The organism is Pseudonocardia sp. McavD-2-B, from assembly GCF_024124365.1.
GTDB classification, from domain to species: domain Bacteria; phylum Actinomycetota; class Actinomycetes; order Mycobacteriales; family Pseudonocardiaceae; genus Pseudonocardia; species Pseudonocardia alni.
In genome coordinates, this window is the sequence record NZ_JAMXSG010000064.1 from 1 (window position 1) to 23,837 (window position 23,837).

Annotated in this window: 21 protein-coding genes and 1 pseudogene; 5 read left to right on the forward strand and 17 right to left on the reverse strand. The window is 75.3% G+C overall.

Annotation, left to right across the window (positions count from 1 at the left end):
- Positions 1–234, reverse strand: a pseudogene (locus NH602_RS11285) (LytR family transcriptional regulator); the annotation flags it as partial.
- A gap of 16 nt (positions 235–250) precedes the next feature.
- A complete protein-coding gene (locus NH602_RS11290; RefSeq protein ID WP_100878847.1) occupies positions 251–568 on the reverse strand; it encodes a DUF3263 domain-containing protein in 318 nt (105 codons plus the stop codon).
- A gap of 204 nt (positions 569–772) precedes the next feature.
- On the opposite strand from NH602_RS11290, the gene NH602_RS11295 reads away from it, so the two are divergent.
- Both NH602_RS11295 and NH602_RS11300 read left to right on the forward strand, forming a co-directional pair.
- The gene (locus tag NH602_RS11295; protein ID WP_100878846.1) at positions 773–1,354 is read left to right on the forward strand and encodes a peptide deformylase; all 582 of its coding nucleotides are present in this window, start codon (positions 773–775) and stop codon (positions 1,352–1,354) included.
- 106 nt (positions 1,355–1,460) lie between these two features.
- Positions 1,461–1,715, forward strand: a complete 255-nt coding sequence (locus NH602_RS11300; RefSeq protein ID WP_253067795.1) for a hypothetical protein — start codon at positions 1,461–1,463, stop codon at positions 1,713–1,715.
- Positions 1,716–1,746: 31 nt separating this feature from the next.
- Here the strand turns inward: NH602_RS11300 and NH602_RS11305 are convergent, their stop codons facing one another.
- The 13 genes from NH602_RS11305 to NH602_RS11365 form a co-directional block, all read right to left on the reverse strand.
- Positions 1,747–2,514 (reverse strand): formylglycine-generating enzyme family protein, encoded by a 768-nt coding sequence (locus NH602_RS11305; RefSeq protein WP_253067796.1) that lies wholly within the window; start codon positions 2,512–2,514, stop codon positions 1,747–1,749.
- Positions 2,515–2,693: 179 nt separating this feature from the next.
- Complete coding sequence (locus NH602_RS11310; RefSeq protein ID WP_179761703.1) at positions 2,694–3,035, reverse strand: DUF202 domain-containing protein; 342 nt, start codon at positions 3,033–3,035, stop codon at positions 2,694–2,696.
- Positions 3,032–3,418: a DUF202 domain-containing protein gene (locus NH602_RS11315; RefSeq protein WP_253067797.1), complete on the reverse strand. Its 387-nt coding sequence runs from the start codon at positions 3,416–3,418 to the stop codon at positions 3,032–3,034. Before NH602_RS11315 ends, NH602_RS11310 begins: the two co-directional genes overlap by 4 nt.
- Positions 3,415–5,064 (reverse strand): sulfatase, encoded by a 1,650-nt coding sequence (locus NH602_RS11320; RefSeq protein WP_253067798.1) that lies wholly within the window; start codon positions 5,062–5,064, stop codon positions 3,415–3,417. The genes NH602_RS11315 and NH602_RS11320 overlap by 4 nt, the downstream gene beginning before the upstream one ends.
- On the reverse strand, positions 5,061–6,425 hold the full coding sequence (locus tag NH602_RS11325) for a sulfatase (protein ID WP_253067799.1): 1,365 nt from the start codon (positions 6,423–6,425) through the stop codon (positions 5,061–5,063). Before NH602_RS11325 ends, NH602_RS11320 begins: the two co-directional genes overlap by 4 nt.
- A complete protein-coding gene (locus NH602_RS11330; RefSeq protein WP_253067800.1) occupies positions 6,422–7,996 on the reverse strand; it encodes a sulfatase in 1,575 nt (524 codons plus the stop codon). Before NH602_RS11330 ends, NH602_RS11325 begins: the two co-directional genes overlap by 4 nt.
- Before the next feature lie 38 nt (positions 7,997–8,034).
- Entirely contained in the window at positions 8,035–10,122 is a 2,088-nt protein-coding gene (locus tag NH602_RS11335) for an ABC transporter ATP-binding protein (RefSeq protein ID WP_253067801.1), read from the reverse strand.
- Positions 10,119–10,979 carry an ABC transporter permease gene (locus NH602_RS11340; RefSeq protein ID WP_179761709.1) on the reverse strand — a complete coding sequence of 287 codons (861 nt, stop codon included), beginning with the start codon at positions 10,977–10,979 and terminating at the stop codon, positions 10,119–10,121. Before NH602_RS11340 ends, NH602_RS11335 begins: the two co-directional genes overlap by 4 nt.
- Before the next feature lie 3 nt (positions 10,980–10,982).
- Entirely contained in the window at positions 10,983–11,930 is a 948-nt protein-coding gene (locus NH602_RS11345; protein ID WP_179761710.1) for an ABC transporter permease, read from the reverse strand.
- Complete coding sequence (locus NH602_RS11350) at positions 11,927–13,477, reverse strand: ABC transporter substrate-binding protein (RefSeq protein ID WP_253067802.1); 1,551 nt, start codon at positions 13,475–13,477, stop codon at positions 11,927–11,929. Before NH602_RS11350 ends, NH602_RS11345 begins: the two co-directional genes overlap by 4 nt.
- 94 nt (positions 13,478–13,571) lie before the next feature.
- Positions 13,572–14,168 carry a TetR/AcrR family transcriptional regulator gene (locus NH602_RS11355; protein ID WP_253067803.1) on the reverse strand — a complete coding sequence of 199 codons (597 nt, stop codon included), beginning with the start codon at positions 14,166–14,168 and terminating at the stop codon, positions 13,572–13,574.
- Between the two features lie 47 nt (positions 14,169–14,215).
- On the reverse strand, positions 14,216–15,619 hold the full coding sequence (locus NH602_RS11360; protein ID WP_253067804.1) for a sulfatase-like hydrolase/transferase: 1,404 nt from the start codon (positions 15,617–15,619) through the stop codon (positions 14,216–14,218).
- Positions 15,616–17,412, reverse strand: a complete 1,797-nt coding sequence (locus NH602_RS11365) for a sulfatase (RefSeq protein ID WP_253067805.1) — start codon at positions 17,410–17,412, stop codon at positions 15,616–15,618. The genes NH602_RS11360 and NH602_RS11365 overlap by 4 nt, the downstream gene beginning before the upstream one ends.
- 115 nt (positions 17,413–17,527) lie before the next feature.
- Between NH602_RS11365 and NH602_RS11370 the strand changes: the two genes are divergently transcribed.
- Positions 17,528–19,981 (forward strand): beta-glucosidase, encoded by a 2,454-nt coding sequence (locus tag NH602_RS11370; RefSeq protein WP_253067806.1) that lies wholly within the window; start codon positions 17,528–17,530, stop codon positions 19,979–19,981.
- Positions 19,982–19,984: 3 nt separating this feature from the next.
- On the opposite strand, the gene NH602_RS11375 is transcribed toward NH602_RS11370, so the two are convergent.
- Complete coding sequence (locus NH602_RS11375; protein ID WP_073576656.1) at positions 19,985–20,629, reverse strand: response regulator transcription factor; 645 nt, start codon at positions 20,627–20,629, stop codon at positions 19,985–19,987.
- On the reverse strand, positions 20,626–21,792 hold the full coding sequence (locus tag NH602_RS11380) for a sensor histidine kinase (protein ID WP_073576655.1): 1,167 nt from the start codon (positions 21,790–21,792) through the stop codon (positions 20,626–20,628). Before NH602_RS11380 ends, NH602_RS11375 begins: the two co-directional genes overlap by 4 nt.
- 122 nt (positions 21,793–21,914) lie before the next feature.
- Between NH602_RS11380 and NH602_RS11385 the strand changes: the two genes are divergently transcribed.
- A complete protein-coding gene (locus NH602_RS11385; protein WP_100880706.1) occupies positions 21,915–22,727 on the forward strand; it encodes an ABC transporter ATP-binding protein in 813 nt (270 codons plus the stop codon).
- The coding region (locus NH602_RS11390; protein ID WP_253067808.1) for an FtsX-like permease family protein at positions 22,724–23,837 on the forward strand (1,114 nt) is incomplete at its 3' end. The genes NH602_RS11385 and NH602_RS11390, both read left to right, overlap by 4 nt.

Here is a 23,837-nt window from a genome sequence, read left to right on the forward strand (position 1 = left end):
GGGGGTGCCACCGGTGCCGGGCGTGGCGCCGTCGCCGGTGCCGTCCCCCGGAGCGGGGGCCGGGGCCGGGGCCGGCTCGGCCGACGCCGACGGGGGCGCGGCCTGGTTGCCGCCGTCCTCACCGCCGCCGGTGAGGCCGATCAGGCCGACGACAGCGGCGACCACACCGACGCCGATCAGCGCGATACCGGCGATCTTCAGCGGTGACTGCCCGCCGGACGCGGGTGCGGTCATCGTGACCTCCTGGCTGTCAGGGCTCGAGGCCGAGGCGACGGGCGGCGCGGGTGCGCTGCCTGCTGGAACGCAGCCGGCGCAGACGCTTGACCAGCAGCGGGTCCACCGCCAGCGCCTCGGGCTTGTCGACCAGGGCGTTCAGCACCTGGTAGTAGCGGGTGGCCGACATATCGAACAGCTCGCGGATCGCCTGTTCCTTGGCGCCCGCGTACTTCCACCACTGGGCCTCGAACGCGAGGATCTCGCGTTCGCGACGGTCGAGCTCGCGGGGGGACGCGGCAGCGGTGCGCCGGTGCGCTCCGCGGCGTTCCGGCAGGGACCCGGCGGACTCCATCACGCTCCTCGAGCGGACGACGATCTCGTGCTGCGGCGGCCCCGCCCGGGCGCCGCGACGACGAACGACACGTCTGTCATTCGCGGTGCGGATTCAACCACAGGGGACCGACGGTCCCGGGCTGCGACGCGCCTGGAGGGCGGGTCGGACGACACCGAAACCGCCCGGCCGGGTCACGCCCGGCGGCGACCGTAGGCTGCTCCGGTGACGGTTCTGCGCATCCGCATGGTCGGCGACCCCGTGCTCCACACCCCCACCCGCCCCGTCGGCACGGTCGACGACACGGTCCGGACGCTGGTCGAGGACATGTTCGAGACGATGGCCGCGGCGAACGGCGTCGGGCTCGCGGCCAACCAGGTGGGAGTGGACCTGCGGCTGTTCGTCTTCGACTGCCCCGACGAGGAGACGCGCACGATGCGGCGCGGTGTCGTGGTCGACCCGGTGCTGGAGACCGACGGGATCCCGGAGGTCATGCCCGACCCGGACGACGACCAGGAGGGCTGCCTGTCGGTGCCCGGCGAGAACTTCGCGACCGGCCGGGCGGAGTGGGCCCGGGTCACCGGCACCGATCTCGACGGTGAGCCGGTCTCCTACGAGGGGCGCGGGTTCTTCGCCCGGTGCCTGCAGCACGAGACCGACCACCTCGACGGTCACCTCTACCTGGACCGGCTGATGGGCCGCCACCAGCGCGCGGCGAAGAAGATGCTCAAGCGCAACGGCTGGGGCTCGCCGTCGGACTCGTGGGACCCGTCGGCCGTCGAGGCCGAGGACGTCCCCCGGGGATGACCCCGGGTCCGACCCCGGGAGTCATACCCCGGTACTAGGGGTCGGCCCGGGAGACCGGCCCCGCGGCCGATGTGGCGGGGCGCCCCCGGCGGGCACCGTGGTCCCCATGCTGCTCTCGATCCTCGCCGTCGCCCCCGTCCTCGCGGTGCTGCTGGTCATGGCCGCGCAGCCGCTGTTCGAGCTGTGGGACGCCCGCGCCTCCGATCACGACCGCGCCCGCTCCGCCGCGCCGGCGCCGTCGGTCCCCGACGTGCCCGCGTCCGCGGGCCCGGTGGCGTTCCCGGAGTCGCTGGGCGACGTCACCGCCGTCCTGTCCATCCCGCACCCGCGCCGCCCCGGGGTCCCGCACCTCGTCCGCTGACCCGGTGTCCGCGGCCCGCCGCCGCGTCCGGTCAGGACGCGGCGACCGTGCGGAAACCCGTGTTGCCGCTGGAGCTGTCGGGCGTGTTCGCCGTCCGCGCGGCGACCCGGTAGCGGTTGCAGTACGAGTCGTGGCACAGGTAGGAGCCACCGCGCATGCTGCGGTTCGCCCGAGCCGGGTCGAACCAGTCCGCGCACCACTCCCACACGTTGCCGGCCACGTTGTACAGCCCGAAGCCGTTCGGCGCGAAGCTGTCGGCCGGAGCGGTGCCGGCGTGGCCGTCCTCGGCGGTGTTGCGCACCGGGAACCGGCCCTGCCAGATGTTGCAGCGGTGCTCGCCGCCCGGGGTCAGCTCGTCGCCCCAGGGGTAGCGCGCCTGGTCGAGCCCGCCGCGCGCGGCGTACTCCCACTCCGCCTCGGTCGGGAGCCTGCGGCCCGCCCAGCGGCAGTAGGCGTCGGCGTCGTTCCACGACACGTGGACGACGGGGTGGTCCCACCGGTCGGCGACGTCGCTGCCCGGACCCTCGGGCGCCGACCACAGGGCACCTTGGACCCCGCACCACCAGGGTGTCTGCTCGGGGCGGGGGGAGTCCCGCCGCAACGGGCCCGGCAGGAACGACGCGAAGACGTAGCTCCACCCGAACCGCTCGGCGTCGGTCCGGTACCCGGTCGCCTCGACGAACCGCGCGAACCGCGCGTTGGTGACCGCGTGGACGTCGACCGCGAACGGGGGCACGGTCACCGCGCGGACGGGGCCCTCGTGGTCGTCGGGGAAGCCGTCGGCGTCGTCGGTCCCCATCCGGAAGGTCCCACCGGGCAGCGGGACCTCCGGATGGTCGGGAGAGCCGGGATCGACCGTCCCGACCTGATCCGGGCCGCCGGGGGCAGGGGGACCCGCCGGACGCGGGGGTGGACAGCAGCCGGACATCCGGCCTCCTTCCTGCGACGACACGGCCCGCCACGGGGCCGGCACGGGGGTCAGCGGGTGAGCACGAACGCGAGGCCGGCCACCGCGGGCAGCAGGGCGCACAGCGTGCAGACGAACGGTAACCCGCCCCCGCCGAGCGGTTCCGGCGACGGGCCCGTGAGCCTGCGGTGCACCTCGCGGCGCCGGCGCTCCGCCCCGACCGCGAGCCCCCCGGCGGCGGCGAGCCCGGCCGCCCCGAGCGCCAGCGGCAGGCTGCAGCCGCAGACCGAGGCCAGGATCCGCCAGGCGGCCAGGACCCCGACGGCGACGGCGAGCGCCGTGCGCCGCCAGGCGAGTGCGGTGCGCTCGGGCTGCAGACCCGGGTCGAACGGCGCGGTGCGGGGCGCCGTCACCGGAACAGCACCGCGAGGCCGACGAGCACCCCGGCGGCGAGGAGCAGGACGACCAACGGCAGCGCGAGGACCGGGGTCGGCAGGGACCGGCCGCGGCGCAGCGCCCGCTCGGTGGCGTACCAGCCCGCCCAGGCCTGCAACGGGGCGAGGACGCCGGCGACGACGAGCAGCACCGAAGCCGCCAGCCGGTAGCCGGGGTGCAGGTCGAGGCCCAGTGCCTCCAGCGCGACCCCGGTCGCCACCAACGCCAGCGCGGTCCGGATCCAGGCGAGGAAGGTGCGCTCGTTGGCCAGGGTGAACCGTGGGTCGGGGTCGGTGCCGGCGCGGAACAGCCGCGCCGGGAACCGCCGGTCCACCCGGCGGGTGCGGGTCGGTGCGCTCACGACGCCCCCTCCGGCGGTACGACCACCTCGTCGGAGGGGACGTGGCCCAGCCGCCACGCGGCCACGTGCACGGTGGCACCGGGTGGCGGGGTGAACGGACCGGTCGCGAGCAGCCAGCGACGCCCGTCGCCGGGTGGCTGCCCGATCAGCTCGTCCATCGGCCCCGGGACGGGCCGGTCCTCCGGCGGCGGGTCGACGGTCCAGCCGACCGACGCGCCCGGGGTGGGGCAGGTCGCGACGAGCCCCCGCGCGGACGCGGCCACCTGCGGGGTCGCGGTCCGCGGACGGACGCCCCCCGGCAGCCAGCGGGCGGTCAGTTCGTCCTCGTCGAGGAGCCCCAGGTCGCCGTGCCGCTCCTGCCAGCCGTCGAGCTCGCCGCGCAGCCGGGAGAGCACCGCGGCGTGCCGGGGGTCCGCGGACAGGTCGGTCGTCTCGTACGGGTCGGCGAGCACGTCGTAGAGCTCCTCGGCGGGTTTCTCCGGCGCCACCAGGGTGCGCTGCAGCGGCGTCAGGCGGTCCGGGACCTCACCCCGGCCCCGCTGGCGGGCCTCCTCGGCGTGCAGAGTGCGCAGCTCGGCCCAGGTGGGCAGGCCGTCCGGGTAGGCGAGGTGCGGCATCGGGGGCCGGCCCGGATGGACGTGGCGGATGTAGCGGTAGCGCGCGTCGCGGACCGTGCGGCTGGTGTCGGACTGCTCGTCGAGCCGGTCCCGCCCGCCGAAGCAGAGACCTCCGGGGCGTGGGACCGGACGACCGTCGGCGGCGAGTACGGGCCGGGAGTGCATGTGCTCCGGCACGTCCACCCCGCCGAGCGTCAGGGTGGTCGCGGTGAGGTCCAGCAGCTCGACCGGGTCCGGGTGGGTGCTGCCGGCCCGGACCCGGCCGGGCCAGCGGACGATCATCGGGACCCGCAGTCCGGAGTCGTGCAGCCAGCGCTTCTCCCGGGGCATGCCGCGCCCGTGGTCGCTCCAGAACACGACCACGGTGTCCCCGGCGAGCCCGTCCTCGTCGAGCTGGGCGAGCAGCCGGCCGACCTCGTGGTCGGCCTCGGTGACCAGGTCGGCGTACCGGGCCACGGTGCGCCGGGTGGTCGGGGTGTCGGGCAGGTACGGCGGGACAGGGGCGTCGGCGGGGGCGTGGCGCTGCTCGGGTCGCACGTGCCCGGTGGCGGCGGCGAACGCGTCGTCGTCGAGGTACAGCCGCGACTCGTGGGTGGTCACCCCGTGGAAGGCGGCGAAGAACGGGGTGTCCGGGTCGGGCCGGTTGCGCCAGTGCGCGGACGGGCCGCACTCGTCGAACGCGGTGCCCGGCACGGTCACCTGGAAGTCGGTGAACCCGGCGTTGGTGCAGTAGTACCCGGCGGCGCGCAGGTACTCGGTGAACAGCCGGACCTCCGGCGGCGGGACGGCCTTGGTGCGCATGTGCATCGTCCCGATCGCGGCCGGGTGGCAGCCGGTCATGACCGCCGACCGGGACGGCCCGCACACCGGGGCCGCGGCGTGCACGGAGTCGAACCGCATCCCCCCGGCGGCGAGCCGGTCGAGGTGCGGGGTCCGCGCGTACTCCGCACCCGGCCAGACACCGGCGTAGCACCCGAGGTCGGGGTTGATGTCGTGGGTGGTGACCCACAGGATGTTCGGCCGGGTCACGCAGGCTCCCGGGAACGGTCGAGGTGCGCCTGGAACACCGCCCGCAGCGGGTCCTCCACCTGCTCCATCCAGGCGAGCAGCCGGGTGCGGTAGTCGTCGAGCGCGGTCCGCCACCCCGGATCGGCGCCGAGGTCGTGTAGGCAGTCGGGGTCGGCGGCCAGGTCGTAGAGCTCGTCGGGGGTGCGCCGCCGGTAGAACCCGACGCGGGCCCGCAGCGCCGGGTCGTCCTCGGCCGCGGCGACCATGGCGGGCCAGGTGCGGCCCCGCATGTTCTCCGCGACGTACTCGGTGTCCCCGTCCGACCAGGCGTTCCAGATGTAGGCGGTGCTCCCGTCCTGGACGCAGCGCATCTCGTAGCGCCGCTTGCCCGCCGTCTCGTGGAAGACGGTGACGATGTCGTCGCGCCCCGGTTCCGGCGACCCGCGCAGCAGGGCCCCGAGCCCCGTCCCGTCGAGTCCCTCGGGGAGCTCGACGCCCGCGGCCGCGCAGAACGTCGGGAACAGGTCGAGCGCGGACACGAACTCCTCGCGCACCCGGGAGCCGGGTGCAGTCACGCCGGGCCACCGGACGAGCAGCGGGGTCAGGCTGCCGTGCACGTAGCAGTTCGCCTTCGCGAACGGCACGGCGATGCCGTTGTCGGACAGGAACACGACCAGCGTGTCGTCGGTGGCCCCGGCACGCTCGACCGCGTCGAGGACCGCGCCCACGGTGTCGTCGCAGCGGCGGACCGAGGCGAGGTACTCGCGGTACTCGCGGCGCACCTCGGGCAGGTCGGGCAGGAACCCCGGCACGGTGACGGGCTCGTCGTCGAACCGGCGGGACGGCGCCGGGTACCCGGCGCGCTGCTCGGCGGAGAACATCTCCCGCTCCTGGTCGCCGCCGGAGAACGGCCGGTGCGGGTCGTGTGCGTTGGCCATCAGGAACCACGGCCGGTCACCGGCGTCGGCCAGGAACCCGTCGACGGCGGCGGCGTAGGCGGCCGGGTCGCGGCCGGACCCGAGCCGCTCGCGGTCGAGGGCGAGGTCCCAGCCGAACGCCTCGACCGGCTGCAGGTGGGTGACCTTGCCGAGGATGCCGGTCCGGTACCCGGCGCCGGCGAGCAGCCGGGTCAGCAGCGGGACCCCGGCGCGCACCGGCTCGAAGCCCTCGGCGCCGTTGCGGTGCGGCCAGCGCCCGGTCATGATCGCCGACCGGCTCGGCTGGCACACCGCCGCCGCCACATGGGCGCGCTCGAAGGTCGTGCCCTCGGCGGCGAGCCGGTCCAGCCGGGGCGTGACGTCCGGCGGACCGCCGACGCAGCCGGGTGTGTCCCCGCCCATGTCGTCCGCGGTGATCAGCAGGATGTTCGGCGGCCGGGTCATCGCGCGACCTGCCGGGCCCGGCGCTCGGCGACCCGCCGTTCCCACGCCTCGCGCCTCCCGGGCGGCCATGCCTCGTCGGTGGCGTGCCAGGACACCGGCGTCGCGCCGGTCGCGGCGGCGAGGTTCGCCTCCAGGTGCTCGGCGAGGTGCTCCCGGCCGGTCGCCCGCAGGTGCTCGGCGTAGGCGGGCGGGTCGTTGTAGTAGACCGGCCCGACCTGCAGGGTCGTCTGCATCGGGTCCGGCAGGGCACCCGGGCGTCCCGCGTAGGTGTGCCACCACTCCGCGAGCCGGGTGCGCATCCGGTCCGCCAGCCCGGGCTCGGCGTCGAGCAGGTCGGTCGTGAGGTGCGGGTCGGCGGTGACGTCGAACAGCTGCTCCCACTCCGTCCGGTTGCAGCCGGGGTGGTAGGTCCGGATGTAGAGGTGGTCGCGGGTGCGCACCGACCGCTGGTAGGTGTGCGCGCCGTGGCCGAGCACCAGGTACTCGCGCGACGGGCCGGGCTCGCCGTGCACGGCGTCGGCGAACGAGGTGCCCTGCCAGCCGGCCGGGACCGGGACGCCGAGCAGCTCGCACAGCGTCGGGGCGAGGTCGATGTTGTAGAGCAGGTTGTCGCAGTGCCGGGCCTCGTCCGGGAGGTCGTCGGTGACCCCGGGCCAGTAGACGACGAGCGGGACCCGGTGGACGGGCTCGGTGGCGTGGCCGTGCTCGCCGTAGGAGCCGTGCTCGCCGAACGACTCGCCGTGGTCGGCGCTCACGACGATCGCGGTGTCGCCGGCGATGCCGAGCTCGGTCAGCGTCGCGAGCAGCTCCCCGAACAGCGAGTCCCAGTACATGATCGTGCCGTCGAACCCGTCGACCAGCTGCTCGAAGTCGGCCCGGGTCCGGATCGCGTCGGGGGTGGTGCGCGGGTCCGGCGAGTCCTGCGGGACGCCCGAGTAGTGCAGGTCCAGGGCGGTGCGCGGGCCGTAGACCTCGGCGTGGGCATCGATCGCGGCCTGGTCCGGCCACGCCGGGGGCGGACCGGAGGCCGCGGCCCGCTCGGTCCAGCCGGGATCGGCCAGGTAGGGCGTGTGCGGCTCCCAGTAGGTCAGGTGCAGGTACCAGTCGTCCTCGTGCGCGTGCCGGCGGATCCAGTCCAGGCCGACCCGGTTGACCTCCCGGCCGTCCTCGTCGTTGATCTCGTTCGTCGCGCGGACCGACTCCCGGAAGTTGCCCAGGAAGTGATAGGCGCGGTGCCGCTCGGCGAACATCGACACGGCCGCCGTGTAGTGGCCGTGCGCCCCCAGCTGCTGCCCCAGCAGCGGACGGGTGGGGTGCGCGTTGTGCCCGGGGTCGAGCCGGAACCGGGCGGCCTCGCCGAAATGCCCGATCACGCCGTTGGTGATGCCGAACTGGCCGCTGGTGAGCGCGGTCCGGGACGGCAGGCAGGGAGAGTCGGAGCAGTAGTAGCGGTCGAACGTGACCCCCCGGTCGGCGAGGCGCTGCAGGTTGGGGGTGGTCGGACGCCGGTAGCCGTACGGGGTCGTGTGGTCGGCTCGCAGGGTGTCGACGTCGACGTAGATGACGCGCATGGAGGCCTTTCGTGCGGGTGGGCGGGGTCGGGACCGGATCAGTCCCGTACCCCTGTCCCGGCGAGCTCGCCGGGGAAGTGACAGGCGGCGAGCTGTCCGCCGGGCGTGGCGGTGAGCTCCGGCGCGCGCTCGGCACAGACGGTGCGGTCCGGGTGGGTGAGCGGTCCGATCGGGCACCGGGTCCGGAACCGGCAGCCGCTCGGCGGGTCCTTCGGGCTCGGCAGGTCACCGCCGAGCACGATCCGCTCCCGCTCGGGCGCCCCGGTGGTAGGCACCGGCGACGACGACAGCAGCGCGGCCGTGTACGGGTGCTGCGGTGACCGGTAGACCGACTCCGCAGGCCCGGTCTCCACGATCCGGCCCAGGTACATGACCGCGACCCGGTCGCTGATGTGCCGGACCACCGAGAGGTCGTGGGCGATGAACAGGTAGCCCAGGCCCAGCTCGTCGCGCAGGGACTCGAGCAGGTTGACGATCTGGGCCTGGATCGACACGTCGAGGGCCGAGACCGGCTCGTCGAGCACCAGCATCCGGGGCCGGGCCGCCAGCGCCCGCGCGATGCCGACCCGCTGGCGCTGCCCACCGGAGAAGGCGTGCGGGTAGCGGTCGAGGTGCTGCTCGAGCAGGCCGACCCGGTCCAGCAGCGACGACATCTCCGCGGCCCGCTCGGCGACCGGGACGCCGCGCACCGCGAGTGCCTCGTCGAGGGACTGCCCGATCGTGCGGCGCGGGTTGAGCGAGGCGTACGGATCCTGGAACACGTACTGGACGGCGGTGTGGGCGCCGCCGTCGTCCCCGCGCCGCCCCGTGCCGACGGCCCGGCCGTCGACCCGGATCTCGCCGCCGGCGACGTCGTTGATCCCGACGATCGCGCGGGCCAGCGTCGACTTGCCGCAGCCGGACTCGCCGACCAGGCCCAGGGTCTCCCCGGGGGCGACCTGCAGGTCCACCCCGTCGACGGCGTAGACGGGCCGGGCGCGGCGGAACAGGCCGCGCGAGGCGCCTGCCACGTCGACCCGCAGGCCGGAGATCTGCAGCAGCGGCTCCGCGGTCGTGCCCCGGTCCCGGGCGGTGCCGGCCTCCTCGGGCGCCAGCGGCGGGATCGCCGTCCCGGCCGCGGTGACGTGGCAGGCGGCGGCGTGGCCGGGGGTGTCCCGCGGGGTGAGCGCCGGGACCTCGGCCGAGCAGGTGTCGGTGGCGAGCCGGCAGCGCGGGTGGAACGCGCAGCCGCTCGGCAGCCGGGCCGGGTCGGGCGGGGAGCCCGGGATGGCGGGCAGCCTGCGGCCGTCGGGGCGTTCGTCCAGGCGCGGCATCGCGGAGAGCAGGTCGGCGGTGTAGGGCAGCTCCGGGCGCTCGAACAGCACCTCGACCGGCCCGCGCTCGACCACCCGCCCGCCGTACATGACCACGACCTCGTCGCACATCTCGGCGACCACGCCCATGTCGTGGGTGATGAGCAGGACGGCGATGCCGAGCTCGTCGCGCAGGCGCCCCAGCAGCCGCAGGATCTGTGCCTGGATGGTGACGTCGAGGGCCGTGGTCGGCTCGTCGGCGATGAGCAGCGACGGGGAGCTCGCCAGCGCGACGGCGATGACGACCCGCTGGCGCATCCCGCCGGAGAACTGGTGCGGGTAGTCGCCCAGCCGCCGGTCGACGTCCGGGATCCCGACCTGGTCGAGCAGCTCCCGGGCCCGCGCCCGGGCGCTCGCCGTGTCGGTGCCGTGCACGACCAGCGCCTCGACGATCTGGTCGCCGACGGTCATCACCGGGTTCAGCGCGGACTGCGGGTCCTGGAACACCATCGCGATCTCGCGGCCCCGCAGCTCGCGCATCGACCGCTCGGGCAGCGTGAGCAGGTCGACGCCGCGGTAGTGGACGGAGCCGCCGGCGATCTCGCCGGGGGCACGGACCATGCGCAGGATCGAGCGCGCGGTCACCGACTTGCCGGAGCCGGACTCGCCGACGATGCCGACCACGCGGCCGGGCTCGACGGTGAAGCTGACGTCGTTGACGGCGCGGACGAGGCCGTCGCGGGTCGGGAAGTGCGTCCGCAGGTCCCGCACCTCGAGCAGCGGGGTACCGGTCCCGGCCCGGCCGGCGGGGGAGGTGGTGGAGGTCTGGGTCATCGTCGGTTCGCCGCCTGGTTCAGAGCGTCGGACAGCAGGGTGAAGGCCACCGCGAGGGCCAGGAGCACCAGGCCCGGACCGATCACGTAGCTGGGCAGGACGTCGACGTAGCGCGCGCCGACGTTGAGCAGGGCCCCGAGCGAGGGGATCGGCGGGTCGATGCCGAGACCGACGATGCTGAGGCTGGCCTCGATGAAGATCGCGATCACGGTGAACACGGTGGCCTGCACCAGGATCGGGTCGATCACGTTGGGCAGGATGTGCCGGACCATCACGGTGCGCCGGGGGACGCCCAGCACGCGCGCGGCCAGGACGTACTCGCGTTCGGACTGCGCGAGCAGGCCGGCCCGGGCGAGCCGGGCGAACGTGGGCAGGCCGGCGATGACGATGGCGAGGAACAGCGAGACCCAGCCGGACCCGACCACCAGCACGATCATGATGCCGAGGATCAGGCCCGGGAAGCCGAGCACGATGTCCATGATCCGCTGGGTCAGCGACCCCAGCGCCGCGGACAGGTAGCCGGTCAGCCCGAGCAGCGTGCCGATCACCATGCTGACCGGTACGGCCGCGACGATCAGGCTCAGGTCGGTGCGCAGGCCGTAGATCGTGCGCACCAGGATGTCGCGGCCGAACTCGTCGGTGCCGAGCAGGTGCGCGGCCGACGGCGCCCCGAGCGCCCCGCGGCCCTGCGCGTCGTAGCCGCCGGGGAACAGGACCGGCGCCAGGACGGCGACGCCGACCAGCAGCGCCAGCAGGATCGCGCCGGCGATGCCCTTCGGTGAACGGAAGGCCGTGGCGTAGCGGGACAGCAGCGTCGCGCGCCGGCGACGCCCGGTGGGGGAGGTGGTGGCGGTCATGGCTCAGCGCCCCAATCGGATGCGAGGGTCGAGCGCGGACAGGGCGATCTCGGTCAGGAGCTGGGCGACGACGGCGATGAACACCGCACCGACGATCAGGACCTGGACCACGGCGTAGTCGGCGCTCTGCGCGCCGGTGACGGCGAGCTGGCCGAGCCCGTTGCGGGCGAAGATGGCCTCGATGACGACGGCCCCGGCGAGCAGGTCGCCGAACCGGATCCCGAGGGCGACGACGGCGGGCCCGAGGCTGTTGCGGAGCACGTGCCGGGTGGTGATGCGCAGCGGCGGGACGCCCTTCGCCGTCGCGAGGTCGACGTACTCCTCCTGGCGGGCTGCGTACATCGTGGTCTGGATCAGCCGGGCGACCCCGGCGCTCATCGGCAGGGCCAGTGCGAGCGCGGGCAGCAGCAGGTACTGGACACCGATCTCGGGGTCGTCGAGCAGCGAGACCTCGCCGCTGATCGGCAGCACCCGGTAGGCGACGCCGAACAGGATGACCAGCAGCAGGCCGACCAGGAACGGCGGCGCGGCGAGCAGCCCGGTGTTCGTGGACTCGACCAGCGTCCGGGCCCAGGGCGCACGTGCCGACCCGGCCAGGACGCCGAGGCCGATGCTGAAGACCGCGAGGAGGAGCCCGGCGAGCAGGGCCAGCTCGACGGTGCTGGACAGCCGGTCGGCGATCAGGTCGGCGACCGGGACCTGGTACTGCAGGGACTGCCCGAGGTCGCCGGTGAACAGCCCGCCCATCCACTGCAGGTACTGGACGACGAGCGGCCGGTCGAGCCCCATCTCGGCACGGATCGCCTCGATCAGCTCCGGGGTGGCGTCCGGACCGGCGACGACCGCGGCGGGGTCGCCCGGCACCAGGCGCGGGAGCAGGAAGGCGATGACGGTGGTGGTGAGCAGGACGAGGAGGACGGACGGCAGGCGCCCGATCAGGAAGCGGGTCATCGCGTCATGCACGTTTCTCGGGAGAGGAGACCGGACGGGCCGAACGTGGCGGCCTGGACGTCGAGGCTGCGCACCACGGGGCCGGGGACGACGACGAGGTTCTGGACCACGGCGTCGTCGAGGATCCGGTCGCTCAGCCTGCCCAGCGCGGGACCGGCGGCCGGGCCGGCGCCCGCGGCGACGACGGCGTCGACGAGCGGGGCGTAGCCGGGCGGGGTGACCGGGCGGTGCGCGCCCCGGAGCCGGTAGTCCGGGTTGGTCTGCACCAGCAGCGAGGCGGTCTCGGACTGCGCGCGGAAGGACAGATAGTTGCCGCCGTCGCCGGCCGCCAGGCGCGACTGGTAGTCGGGTGCGGTGAGTGCCACGAGCGACGGTCGCAGGCCGATCTCGGTCAGGTTGTTCGCGAGGATCTGGTAGGTGGCCTGCAGCTGCGGGTTGTTGATGATCGTGACCGGGACCGCGGCGCCCTCGGCGCCCGCCTCCCGCACCAGCTCGCGGGCCCGGTCGGGGTCCCAGCCCGGGGGCGGCACCGAGCCGGGGGCGGGTGCGTCGCCTGCGGTGGGCCACGGCTCGGCGTCCGGTGCGCCCTGGCCCGCGAAGACCTGGGCGACGATGCGTTCCCGGTCGATCGCGTGGCCGATCGCCTGCCGGACCCGCACGTCGGCGAGCGGGCCGCGCGGGTCCAGGACGAGCGCGTAGAGGATGTTCTGGGTCGAGCCCAGCTCCATCCGCCCGGAGCGGGCCAGGGTGTCGGCGTCCTGGGTGGTCATGCCGTAGGCCAGCTGTGTCCGCCCGGAGCGCATCGCGGCGATCTGGGCGGTGGTGTCGGGCACGACCACGTTGTCGATCCGGTCCAGGCGGGGCAGGCCCGTCTGCCAGTAGTCGTCGTTGCGGACCAGGGAGACCTCGGCGCCCGGCCGGAACCGGTCGACCCGGAACGGCCCGGTGCCGACCAGCGCGCTGCCGTCGTCGAGCCCGGCGGCGGTCTCCCGGTCGAGGATCGGGGTGTTGTCCAGGACGCTGGCCAGGACCGGGGTCAGCGGGGCCGTCGAGGTGATGGTGATCTCGTGGTCGCCGGTGGCCCGCACGTCCCAGCGGGACAGGACGGCCTTCACACTCGACGGGCTGGAGGGCTCCAGCGCCCGCGCGACGGTGTAGAGCACGTCCTGCGCGGTGAACGCACGGCCGGTGTGGAACCGGACGCCCTCACGCAGCCGCAGGACGGCGGTCCGGTCGTCGGCGCTGATCGTGTAGCCGGTGGCGAGGAGCTCGACCGGGCCGTCGGGGCCGACCGCGAGCAGGGGTTCGAAGACCCCGCGCACCCACATGACGTTCGCCGCCGATCCGGCCAGCACCCGACCGGGCACCGGCGCCTGCGCGACCGCGGCGACGAGCGTCCCGCCGTCGACGCAGTTGGCGATGTCGGCGCCGGTGGCCTCCCGGTCGGCGAGTTCGACGGCCGACCGGCAGCCGCCGGCGAGGGTCACGGAGACGAGGGTCAGGGCGAGCACGTTCCGTACGGACCGTCCTCGTCGGGACAGGGGCATTCGGGACTCCTCGCTGAGTCGGGCGCGCGGCATCGCGGGACGGCCGTGTCCGGCGTCCGTCCGCGGTGGAAGGTGTGGTGGGTGGAGGTGTCGTTCAGCGTTCGCCGGCGACGAGCCGGTCGAGGCGGGCCTCGAGGACCCCGCACATGTCGACCGACGGGTCGCGCAGCCACTGCAGCTGCAGGCCGTTCATCAGCGCCATCAGCTCGATCGCGAGCTGGTCGGCGTCGAGGTCCGCCGCGAGCACGCCGCGTTCCTGGTCGCGGCGGACGAGCGCGCCCATGCTGGCGCGGACCCGCCGGTTGCGTTCGAGGAAGAACTCGTGCGCGGGGTGCTCGGGTGCGAGCGCCTCGGCGGCGGTCACCGTGAACAGCCGGACGAGCTCGGGCTGGGTCTCGTTGCGTCTGCCCATCGCCGTCAGCCAGTCCCGGGTGGTGGGGGTGGCGTCGGCGAAGTGGGTCTCGAGGTGCCGGTCGTCGTCGAGATCCCGGTGCCGCAGCACGGCGAGGATCAACGAGTCCTTGGTCGGGAAGTGGTGGAGCAGGCCCGGCTGGGAGACCCCCACCCGGGAGGCCACCTCGGCCAGGCTCGTGCCCCGGTACCCGCCCACGGCGAAGGCCGCGGCGGCGACGTCGAGGATCTGCTCGCGCCGGGCGCCGGCGGGCCGGCGGGTGCGGGGTGCTCGCGTCATCGCGGGCCTCCTTCGGGGTCGGACTTAACTTACCGAGTACTCGGTAGTTAGGGAAGAGGGTGGGCCGGCCCCGTCGTCGCCGGTTCGACCGCGTCCCGGGCCCGCGCGCGGACGAGGGTCAGGAGCCGGTCGCGGACCTCGGCGTGGGCCGGGTCGCCGGCGAGGTCGTGCACCTCGAACGGATCCCGCAGCGAGTCGCAGAGGAAGACGTCCTCGTCCCGCGGCGCGGCGGGGGCGCCGTCGATCCGGACGGTCGCGTCGAGCCGGAACCGGCCGTCCCGCACGCAGGTGCGCCGGGGCCAGCCACGGCCGTCGGTCCAGGTGCCCGCGTCGCGGTTGGGGAACGCCCGGCTGCCGGGGTCGCCGTAGCCGATGGTGGACAGGACGTGGCCGGGCGCCGGGTCGGCGAACAGGTCCCGGCCGCCGAACCCGTCGGGGAGGGTGACCCCGGCGAGCCCGGCCAGCGTGCGTCCGAGGTCGGTGGAGCAGGCCGGGTCGGCACTGCGGGCGGGGGCGAGTCGGCCGGGTGCGTGCACGACCAGCGGGACGCGGTGGCTCTGCGGGGCGAAGGTGTGCTTGCCGAACGCGCCGCCCTCACCGAGGTGGGCGCCGTGGTCGGCGGTGACGACGACGGCGGTGTCCCCGGCGTGGCCGGTCGCGGCCAGCGCGTCGAGGAGCAGGCCGACCTGCTCGTCGACCCAGGCGACGCAGGCGAGGTAGTCGGCCTGGGCGCGGCGCAGCTCGGCGTCGGTCAGCGACCCGTCGTCGCCGAGCGCGGCGAACCGCCGCTCGAACGCGTTGTCCGCCGGGCCGGGACCCAGCGCGCGACCGGGCTGGTCCGCGGGGTCGAACCGCTCCCGCCAGCGCCGCGGCGGGAGCACCGGGGTGTGCGGCTGGAGGAACGAGGCGCGCAGCAGGAACGGCCGGTCGACCTCGGTGAGGAAGGCCGACGCCCGGCGCACGATCCCGTCCGGCGGGTACTCGCCCGCGTGCTCGCCGCCGATCACGAACCCCATGCCGGGGCTGCGCAGGAGCGACGCCGGGTCGGCGCCACCGATGGTGTCCCGCATCCCGGCCCCGGTGCCGTCGTCGACCTGCCAGGGGTGCAGGGCGGCGGGGACGTGCTCCTTGCCGAAGCTCGCCGTGGTCGCGCCCGCGGCGGCGAACACCTCGGGGAAGGTGACCGGGGCGCCGGGCAGCACGAACCCGGGGGCGGCCGCCTCGTTGTGGTAGACGCCGGTGCGCTCCGGGGGGAGCCCGGTGAGCGCGGCCGTGCGGGACGGCACGCACACCGGCGACGTGGCGTAGCAGTGGTCGAACACCACGCCCTCGCGGGCGAGCCGGTCCAGCACCGGCGTGTGCGGGCGCAGCCCGCCCGGGCGGGCGTAGCATCCCAGCGCGTCCGCCCGCAGCTCGTCGCAGTAGATCCACAGGACGTTCGCCGGGGTCACGCCCGCACCTCCGCGCCGGCCGGAGGCAGCGCCCGCAGCGCCGCGGAGATCTCGCCCAGCCGGGGCGCCGGGAGCACCCCGACCGCGAACGCCGCGATCTCGACGAGTGTCAGGTGTCCCGCGATCCGCGCCAGCGGGCCGTCGAGCAGGCCGGGGACGAGCTCGTGCACGACCGCCTGCGCGCCGTCGTCGGCCAGCAGGTCGGCCAGCGGGGTGTGCACGCTCAGCGGCCCGTCCGGGTGGTCCTCACGGCGGACGGGGGTCCGGGACGCCTCGACCTGCGGCCACTGGAGCCGCACCTGCAGGTGCTCCGGTCCGGGCGCGCCGGTCGGCGGCAGGCCGAGACGCCCGTACTGCTCGGGCGGGGCGTCGGAGTCGCGCAGCAGGTCCAGGAGGTGGCCGAGCATCGTCGTCTCCAGCCCGTCGTCGACGACGGGGTGCTCCTGGCCGGGGTCGGCGGCCAGGTCGAACAGCAACGTGCCGAACGCCCACGGGTTGGACATGACGTGGCCGCGGGTGCGCAGGACGGGCGCGCCCCGGGTGAACGGTAGCGGCCCGACCAGCTCGGCGTCGGCCAGCTCGGACGGCTCGAAGCGCGCCATCATGTGCGTCGGCATCAGCGTGTACTCGGCGAGCGGCCGGTTGCTCCGGTCCGCCGGGGCGCGCATGTAGACGTGGGTGCCGTCGGTGACCGACACGTGCCCGCCGTAGGCGCCGAACAGCCCCGCCGTGCGGACCGGTGCGTCGTGGGCGACGGTGTCGCGCAGCGCCCGGCCCTGCATGCGGGCGGTGGGCGCGACGCCGAACGCCTCCAGCAGCGTCGGGCCGAGGTCGATGGTCTGCACCAGGCTCGTGCGGTGCGCGCCCGCGGCGCCGGGGTGGCGCGGGTCCCACACGAACAGCGGGGTGTGGATGGTCTCGTCGTACCAGGGCGGGGCGTTCTTGCCCCACCAGCCGTGCTCGCCGAGCAGGTAGCCGTGGTCGGTGACGACCATGAGCAGGGTGTCGTCCCACAGGTCGAGCGCGTCCATCCGGTCGAGCACCCGGCCCAGCGAGTGGTCGCACATCGAGGTCAGGGCGGCGTAGCGGTTCCGGACGTGCTCGACCTGCTCGGGGGTCTCCAGCACCTGGGCGTAGTCGGGCCACTCCAGCGACGGGCCGTCGTAGTCGTCGGGGTGCAGCTCGTGCCAGCGCGGGTAGCTCGTGAACGGCTCGTGCGGGTCGAACATCTCGATCTGCAGCATCCAGCGGTCCTCGGCGTGGTTGACGTCGAGGAAGTGCAGCCCGGCCTCGACGGTCAGCGTCTGCGGGTGGTCGGCCTCGTCGCGCAGGTACTGCCGGTTCACCAGGTCCTGGCGGTACGCGGGCCTGCGGATCCGCTTGAGGTCCGGCGGGTACTCGGGGTCGCGCACCTGCCCCTTCCAGAAGTCGCCCTCCTGGCCGCGGAAGAACTCGTAGGTGCTGAACCGGTTGTGGTACGTGGCGCCGCCGTCCTCCCAGTAGTGGGCGTGGTCGGTGACCAGGTGGGTGTGCACCCCGGCGTCGCGCAGCATCTGCGGCACGGAGTCGTCGAACGGCTCCAGCGGTCCCCAGGACCGGTGCAGGAAGTTGTAGCGGCCGGTGTGCATCTCCCGCCGCGCCGGCATGCACGGCATGCTCCCGGCGTAGCAGTGGTCGAAGACGGTGGTCCGCTCGGCGAGCCTGCGGAAGTTCGGCAGGTGGGTGGCATCGCCGCCGTAGCCCGGCAGGTGCCGTCGGTTGAGGCTGTCGAACATGACCACGATCGCCCGCACGGGACCCCCTCGTCTTGTGGCTTACTTACCGAGTGTTCGGTAAGTAGGGTTCCGGCGCAAGGGGCAGGCGCGCGCCGCCCCGATCCTGGATCCCGTCACCCACCGCGGAGGGCCCGTGACCACCGAACCCGTCCTGCGTGCACCCCGGCTCGTCGCGCTGCGCGAGGAGCTCACGCTCGCCGAGAAGGTCGGCCTGGTGACCGGCGCGACCATGTGGTCGACCCGCGAGGTGCCGCGGATCGGCCTGCGCCGGATGACGTTCTCCGACGGGCCGTCGGGCGTCCGCGGGGAGGTCTGGGACGAGCGGCGCCCGTCGCTGTGCCTGCCGTCGGCGTCCGCGCTGGCCGCGAGCTGGGATCCCGGGCTCGTGGCCCGGGCCGGAACCGTCCTGGCCGGTCAGGCCGTCGAGCGGGGGGTCGACGTCGTACTCGGACCGACGATCAACCTGCACCGGTCGCCGCGGGGCGGCCGGCACTTCGAGGCCTACAGCGAGGACCCCTTCCTGACCGGGCGCACGGCGGCGGCCTACGTCGCCGGGCTGCAGGCCGCCGGGGTCGCGGCCTGCCCCAAGCACTTCGTCGGCAACGACTCCGAGACCGAGCGGCAGACCGTCGACATCCGGGTCGGCGACCGGGCCCTGCACGAGGTCTACCTCGCCCCGTTCGAGGCCGCGGTCCGGGCCGGGGCGTGGGTCGTCATGAGCTCCTACAACCGGGTCGGCGGCACCACGATGACCGAGAGTCCGCTGCTGGCCGAGCCGCTGAAGGGCGAGTGGGGGTTCGACGGCGTGGTGGTCAGCGACTGGACCGCCGTCCGGTCGGTCGCGAGCGCGTCCGCGGCGCAGGACCTGGCCATGCCCGGGCCGGCCGGGGTGTGGGCCGAGGGGCTGCTCGACGCGGTCACCGCCGGCGTCGTCGACGAGCGGGTGCTCGACGACAAGGTCGACCGGCTGCTGCTGCTCGCCGCCCGCGTCGGGGCGCTGGACGGCGGTCCGGCGCGGCCGGCACCTCCGTCGGTCGGGGACGGCCGTGCGACCGCCCGCGAGATCGCCCGCGAGGGCCTCGTCCTGCTCGACAACGACGGCCTGCTGCCGTTGGGGCCGGACGCCGACCTCGACATCGTGGTGGTCGGCCAGGCCGCGGTGCACCCGCGCATCCAGGGCGGTGGCAGCGCCACCGTCGTCCCCGACCGGGTGGTGACCCCACTGGACGGGATCACCGCGGCGTTGCGCCGCTCCCGGGTCACACACGTCCTCGGTGCGGCGAACGACCAGGTGCAACCGCTGGACCCGGATCGGGTGACCGACCCGGTCACCGGTGGGCCGGGGGTCCGGGTCCGGCTGCTCGACGAGCACGACCGGCCGCTGCTCGACGAGCTCCGGCACACCACGGCCCTGACCTGGTTCGGGGGCGACGCCCCGGTCGCGTGCAGCAGCACCGTCGAGGTGAGCGTCCGGTGGACGCCGCGCGACGGCGGCCCGGCCCGGATCGGCTTCGCCGGCGTCGGCGACGGGCACCTGACCCTCGACGGCGCCACCGTGCTGCGCGCCAGGGTCGAGCCGGAGGGACACCCGATCGAGTCGGTGCTGGTGCCCCCGGGCACGAGCACGGCGGTCGAGGTCCGGGCGGGGGTGCCCGTGGAGCTGGTGCTGCGGTTCCGGCCCTCCGAGCGCAAGGAGAGCCTGGCGAACGCGACCGGCGTGACGCTCGGGGCGGTGACCAGCGCGCAGGAGCCGCAGCGTCTGATCGCCGAGGCGGCGCAGCGGGCCGCGCGGGCCGACGTCGCGGTGGTCTGCGTCGGGACCGACGCCGGGGCCGAGGCCGAGGGTCGCGACCGCCGTGACCTGAGCCTGCCCGGTCACCAGGACGAGCTGGTGCGCGCGGTCGCCGCGGCCAACCCGCGCACCGTCGTGGTGGTGGGGTCCGGAGCGCCGGTGCTGACCCCGTGGCGCGACGAGGTGGCCGCGGTCCTCCTGTCCTGGTTCGCCGGCCAGGAGGGCGGGACCGCGCTGGGCGAGGTGCTCGCCGGCGTCGCGGAGCCGGGCGGGCGGCTGCCCACCACCTGGCCCGCGGCGGAGGCGGACGTGCCGGTGCTCGACGTCCGTCCCGTCGACGGGGTGCTCGACTACGCCGAGGGCGTGCACGTCGGCCACCGCGGCTGGCTGCGCAGCGGTGCGGCCCCGGCGTGGCCGTTCGGGCACGGGCTCGGCTACACGACGTGGGAGGTCGGTGAGCTGCGGGTCCCCGAGCGCCACGACGCCCGCGGCCCCGGCCCGCTGCGGCTCGCGACGGCGGTGACGAACACCGGTGACCGCCCCGGCAAGTGCGTGCTGCAGGTCTACGCGAGCCGACCCGCGGGCGGCCCCGGCTACCCCGCCCGCACCCTGGTCGGCTACGCGGTGGTGCGGTCCGGACCCGGGGTCACGGTGCCGGTCGAGATCGACGTCGAGCCGCGCGAGCTGGCCCGCCGTGCCGGGGACGGCTGGGTGGTCGATCCCGGCCCCCTGTGTCTCGCGGTGGGCCGTTCGGTGACCGACCTGCCGGTCCACGCGACCGTCGAGCTGGTGTGACCCCTACTCGACCAGCCGGTTCTCCCAGGCCCACGCCGCGATCTCCACCCGGTTGCGGGCGTCCAGCTTGGACCCGATGTTGGCGATGTGGGTCTTCACCGTGGACAGCGAGACGAACAGGTCCCCGGCGATCTCGGAGTTCGTCCGGCCCCGGGCGACCGCCTTCACCACCTCCAGCTCGCGCGGTGAGAGCGTGGCGTGGACGTCGGCGCGGGCCGGTTCCGGCTCGGTGAGCCGCGACAGCAGCCGCACGGTGACCGACGGCGACACCAGGGCGTCGCCCGCCGCGGCGGCCCGGACGGCCTCGACGAGCAGCCGCGGGCCCGCCGTCTTCAGCAGGAACCCGCAGGCGCCCGAGCGCAGCGCGCCGTAGACGTACTCGTCGAGGTCGAAGGTCGTCACCACCACGATCCGCGGGGGGAACGGGTCCGCGGTCAGCGCGCGGGTCGCGGCGATGCCGTCCATCCCGGGCATCCGGACGTCCATGAGCACGACGTCCGGGCGCAGCTCGCGAGCCATGGCGACGGCGTCGGTGCCGGTGGCGGCCTCGCCGACGACCTCGATGCCGTCCTCGGCGGACAGGATCAGCCCGAAGCCGGTGCGCACCATCTCCTGGTCGTCGGCGAGCAGGACGCGGACCGCGGTCATCGACCCGCCCCGGCGGGCACCTCGGCGACGACGATCCACCGGCCGGGCCCGTCCGGCCCGGCGTGCAGCGAGCCGTCGAGGGCCTCCACCCGCTCCCGCATCCCGGCCAGCCCGAACCCGCCCGGGTCGCGCAGCGGGTTCTCGGTCCCGGTCCCGTCGTTGTGCACCACGGTCACCAGTCTCCCGGCCTGCAGGTGCACGCCGACCGACACCGTCGTCGCGCCGGGGGCGTGCCGATGCACGTTGGTCAGTGCCTCGCGCACCACCCGGAACGCGGTCGCCGCGACAGCCGGGCCGAGCCGCGCCGCCCGCACCTCGGGAGCGATCTCCAGCCGGGCCCGGCCGCCGTCGGGGTCGAAGCGGGCGACGACGTCGTCGATGTCGTCGAGGCCGTGCCCGGGGGCGCGCTCGGCGCCGTCCCCGGTGTCGTCCCCGGCGCCGGAGCGCAGCACACCGACCATGCGGCGCATCCCGTCGAGGGCCTCGGCGCCCGCCCGCTCGATCGCCTCCAGAGCCCGCCCCGCCTCCTCCGGGCGGCTGCCCGCCACGACCACCCCGGCCTGCGCCGCCACGACGATCGCGGTGACGTGGTGGGCGACCGTGTCGTGCAGCTCGCGGGCCAGCTCCAGGCGCTCATCGTTGCGGGCCCGGTCGAGCCGGGCGGAGCGGCGCTGCCACAGCTCGCGCGCCGCGGTCGCGACGACCATCGTCCCGGCCCAGCCGACCACGGTCAGGCTGGCGAACACCTCGCGGTCGATGTCCGGCACGCGCAGCAGCGGCATGCCCACGATGAGGCACAGCGACACCACCGCCGTCGCGAGCACGACCCGGACCGGTGCGGTCCGCACGACCGACACCGTGACCACGGCCAGCGCGAACAGCTCGGTCAGCGACACGAATGGGATCCCGCCGGTCACCACCCCCGCGACCGAGCCGCACGCGGACAGCCCGAAGGCGACCACCGCCACCGGGAGCGTCCCGGTCCCCGTCCGGTACCGCAGGAGCACGACGCCCGCCACGAGCAGGCCGTACACCGCACCGCTCGGCACCGCCGCCGGCCCGACGCCCAGGCCCAGCAGGGCGTCGCACCCCGCCCAGAACAGGTAGGCGAGCACCTCGAACCCGGCCAGGAGGGGGCGGCCGCGACGGGGTGCGGATCTCATGGGACACACGGTAGGACGGGCTGCGCCCGGTCGACCTCGGCCGGAAGTACGACGACCCGGACGGGGAACCCCCTACCACGGGCCGATGCCCCGGGCACCCTCCCGGCGGCACCGTGACCGTCATGATCGAGGGGTTGAGGAGTCCGGCCGACGTGCCTGCACGGATCGCCGCCGCGACGGTGAACCTGGTCCGCACCTACGGGACGGGACGGGCCGCGGTCCGCGCGTTGGACGGGATCACGCTGTGGCTTCCCGCCGGCCGGTTCACCGCGGTGATGGGGCCGAGCGGCTCGGGCAAGTCCACGCTGCTGCACTGCCTGGCCGGGCTCGACCGGCCGACGTCGGGGCAGGTGGTGCTGGGCGGGACCGACCTGGGGAGCCTGAACGACACCGCGCTGACCCGGGTGCGCCGCGACCGGATGGGCTTCGTGTTCCAGGACGGCAACCTGCTCGGGCACCTCACGGCCGGGGAGAACATCGACCTCGCCGCCTCGCTGGCCGGACGCAGGCCCAACCACGCGTGGCGGGCCGAGCTCGTCGAGCGGCTCGGCATCGCCGACCGGCTCACCCACCTGCCCTCGGAGCTGTCCGGCGGGCAGCGCCAGCGCGTCGCGGTGGCCCGGGCGCTGCTGGGCCGCCCGGAGATCGTCGTCGCCGACGAGCCGACCGGCGCGCTCGACACCCGCTCCGGACGCGAGCTGCTGGGTCTGCTGCGCGCCTGCGTCGACGACTACGGCCAGACCGTCGTCATGGTCACCCACGACCCACTGGCCGCCGCCGCGTCGGACCAGGTCCTGCTGCTGCGCGACGGCCGCGCCGCCGGCCGGCTGGACCGGCCCACCCCGGACCGGGTGCTGTCCGCGATGGGCGCCCTGACCGGCGCCGACGACCCGGCGACCGCCGACGTCACGATCACCGGCCCGGTGGCGCGGTGAACCCGGCGACCCGCGCGGCCGTCGCCGGCGCCCGGCGCAGCCCGCGACGGCTGCTGCTGACCGGGCTCGCCGTGCTGGTGGCGACGGTGTTCGCCGCCGGCGCGGTGATCCTCACCGCGACCCTGCGCGGCGAGGTCACCGGCAGCCTGTCCTCGGTGCCCGCCGGAGCGGCGTACAGCCTCGAGACCGGCGGTCCGTCCGACGGCGCGGACCCCGCCGCGGTCGTCGACCGGCTGCGGGCGGTTCCCGGGGTCGACGCGGTGTCGGAGTCGCGCTCCGGGCCCTCCTCGGTCGAGGCGGGTGCCGCGAGCGGCAGCTGGACGCTCTCCACCGACCCGATGACCGGGCCGCTGAGCACCCTGGACCCGCTGACGGCGGGCCGGCTGCCGTCGGGGCCCGGCGAGGTGCTGGTCGGCGCGGGCACCGCGGAGCGCACCGGTCTCGCACCCGGCGCGCTCGTCGGCATCGGCGGCCGGACGCTGACCGTCACCGGGGTCGTGCCGCTGCGCTCCGGGAACGGGGACGCACTGGTGGTGCCCGACGGCGACCCGGCCGCGACCGCGCTGTACGGCGGCCGGATCGCCGTCGCGGGCTCCCCGGACCCGGCCGCGCTGGCCGCCGTGCCGGGGGTCGGCGCGGTGGCGACCGCCGACGAGCAGCGCGATGCGGACCTCGCGTCGGCCTCGGCGTCGGCGGACGCGCTGCTGGCGGGGCCGTCAGTGTTCGTGGGGCTCGCGCTGGGCGCCGCGGCGGTGGTCGTGGCCTCCACGTTCCGGATCGTGCTGGCCCGCCGTACCCGGGAGCTGGCGCTGCTGCGGTGCGTCGGGGCGAGCCGCGGGCAGGTGGCGCGCTCGGTGCTGGCCGAGGCGGTGCTGACCGGTGTCGTCGCCGGGGCCGGGGGAACGGCCCTCGCCGTCGCCGGGGGGTGGGCGGTGTCGGCCGTGGTGGGCGCGACCGGGACGGAGGTCCCGGAGCTCGTGGTGCCGTGGGGACGGCTCGCGGGCTGCGTGCTGCTCGCCGTCGTCGTGACGGTGCTGGCCGCGCTGTCCCCCGCACTGGCCGCCGGGCGGACCCCGCCGGTGGTCGCGCTGGGTGCCGCCGACGCGACCG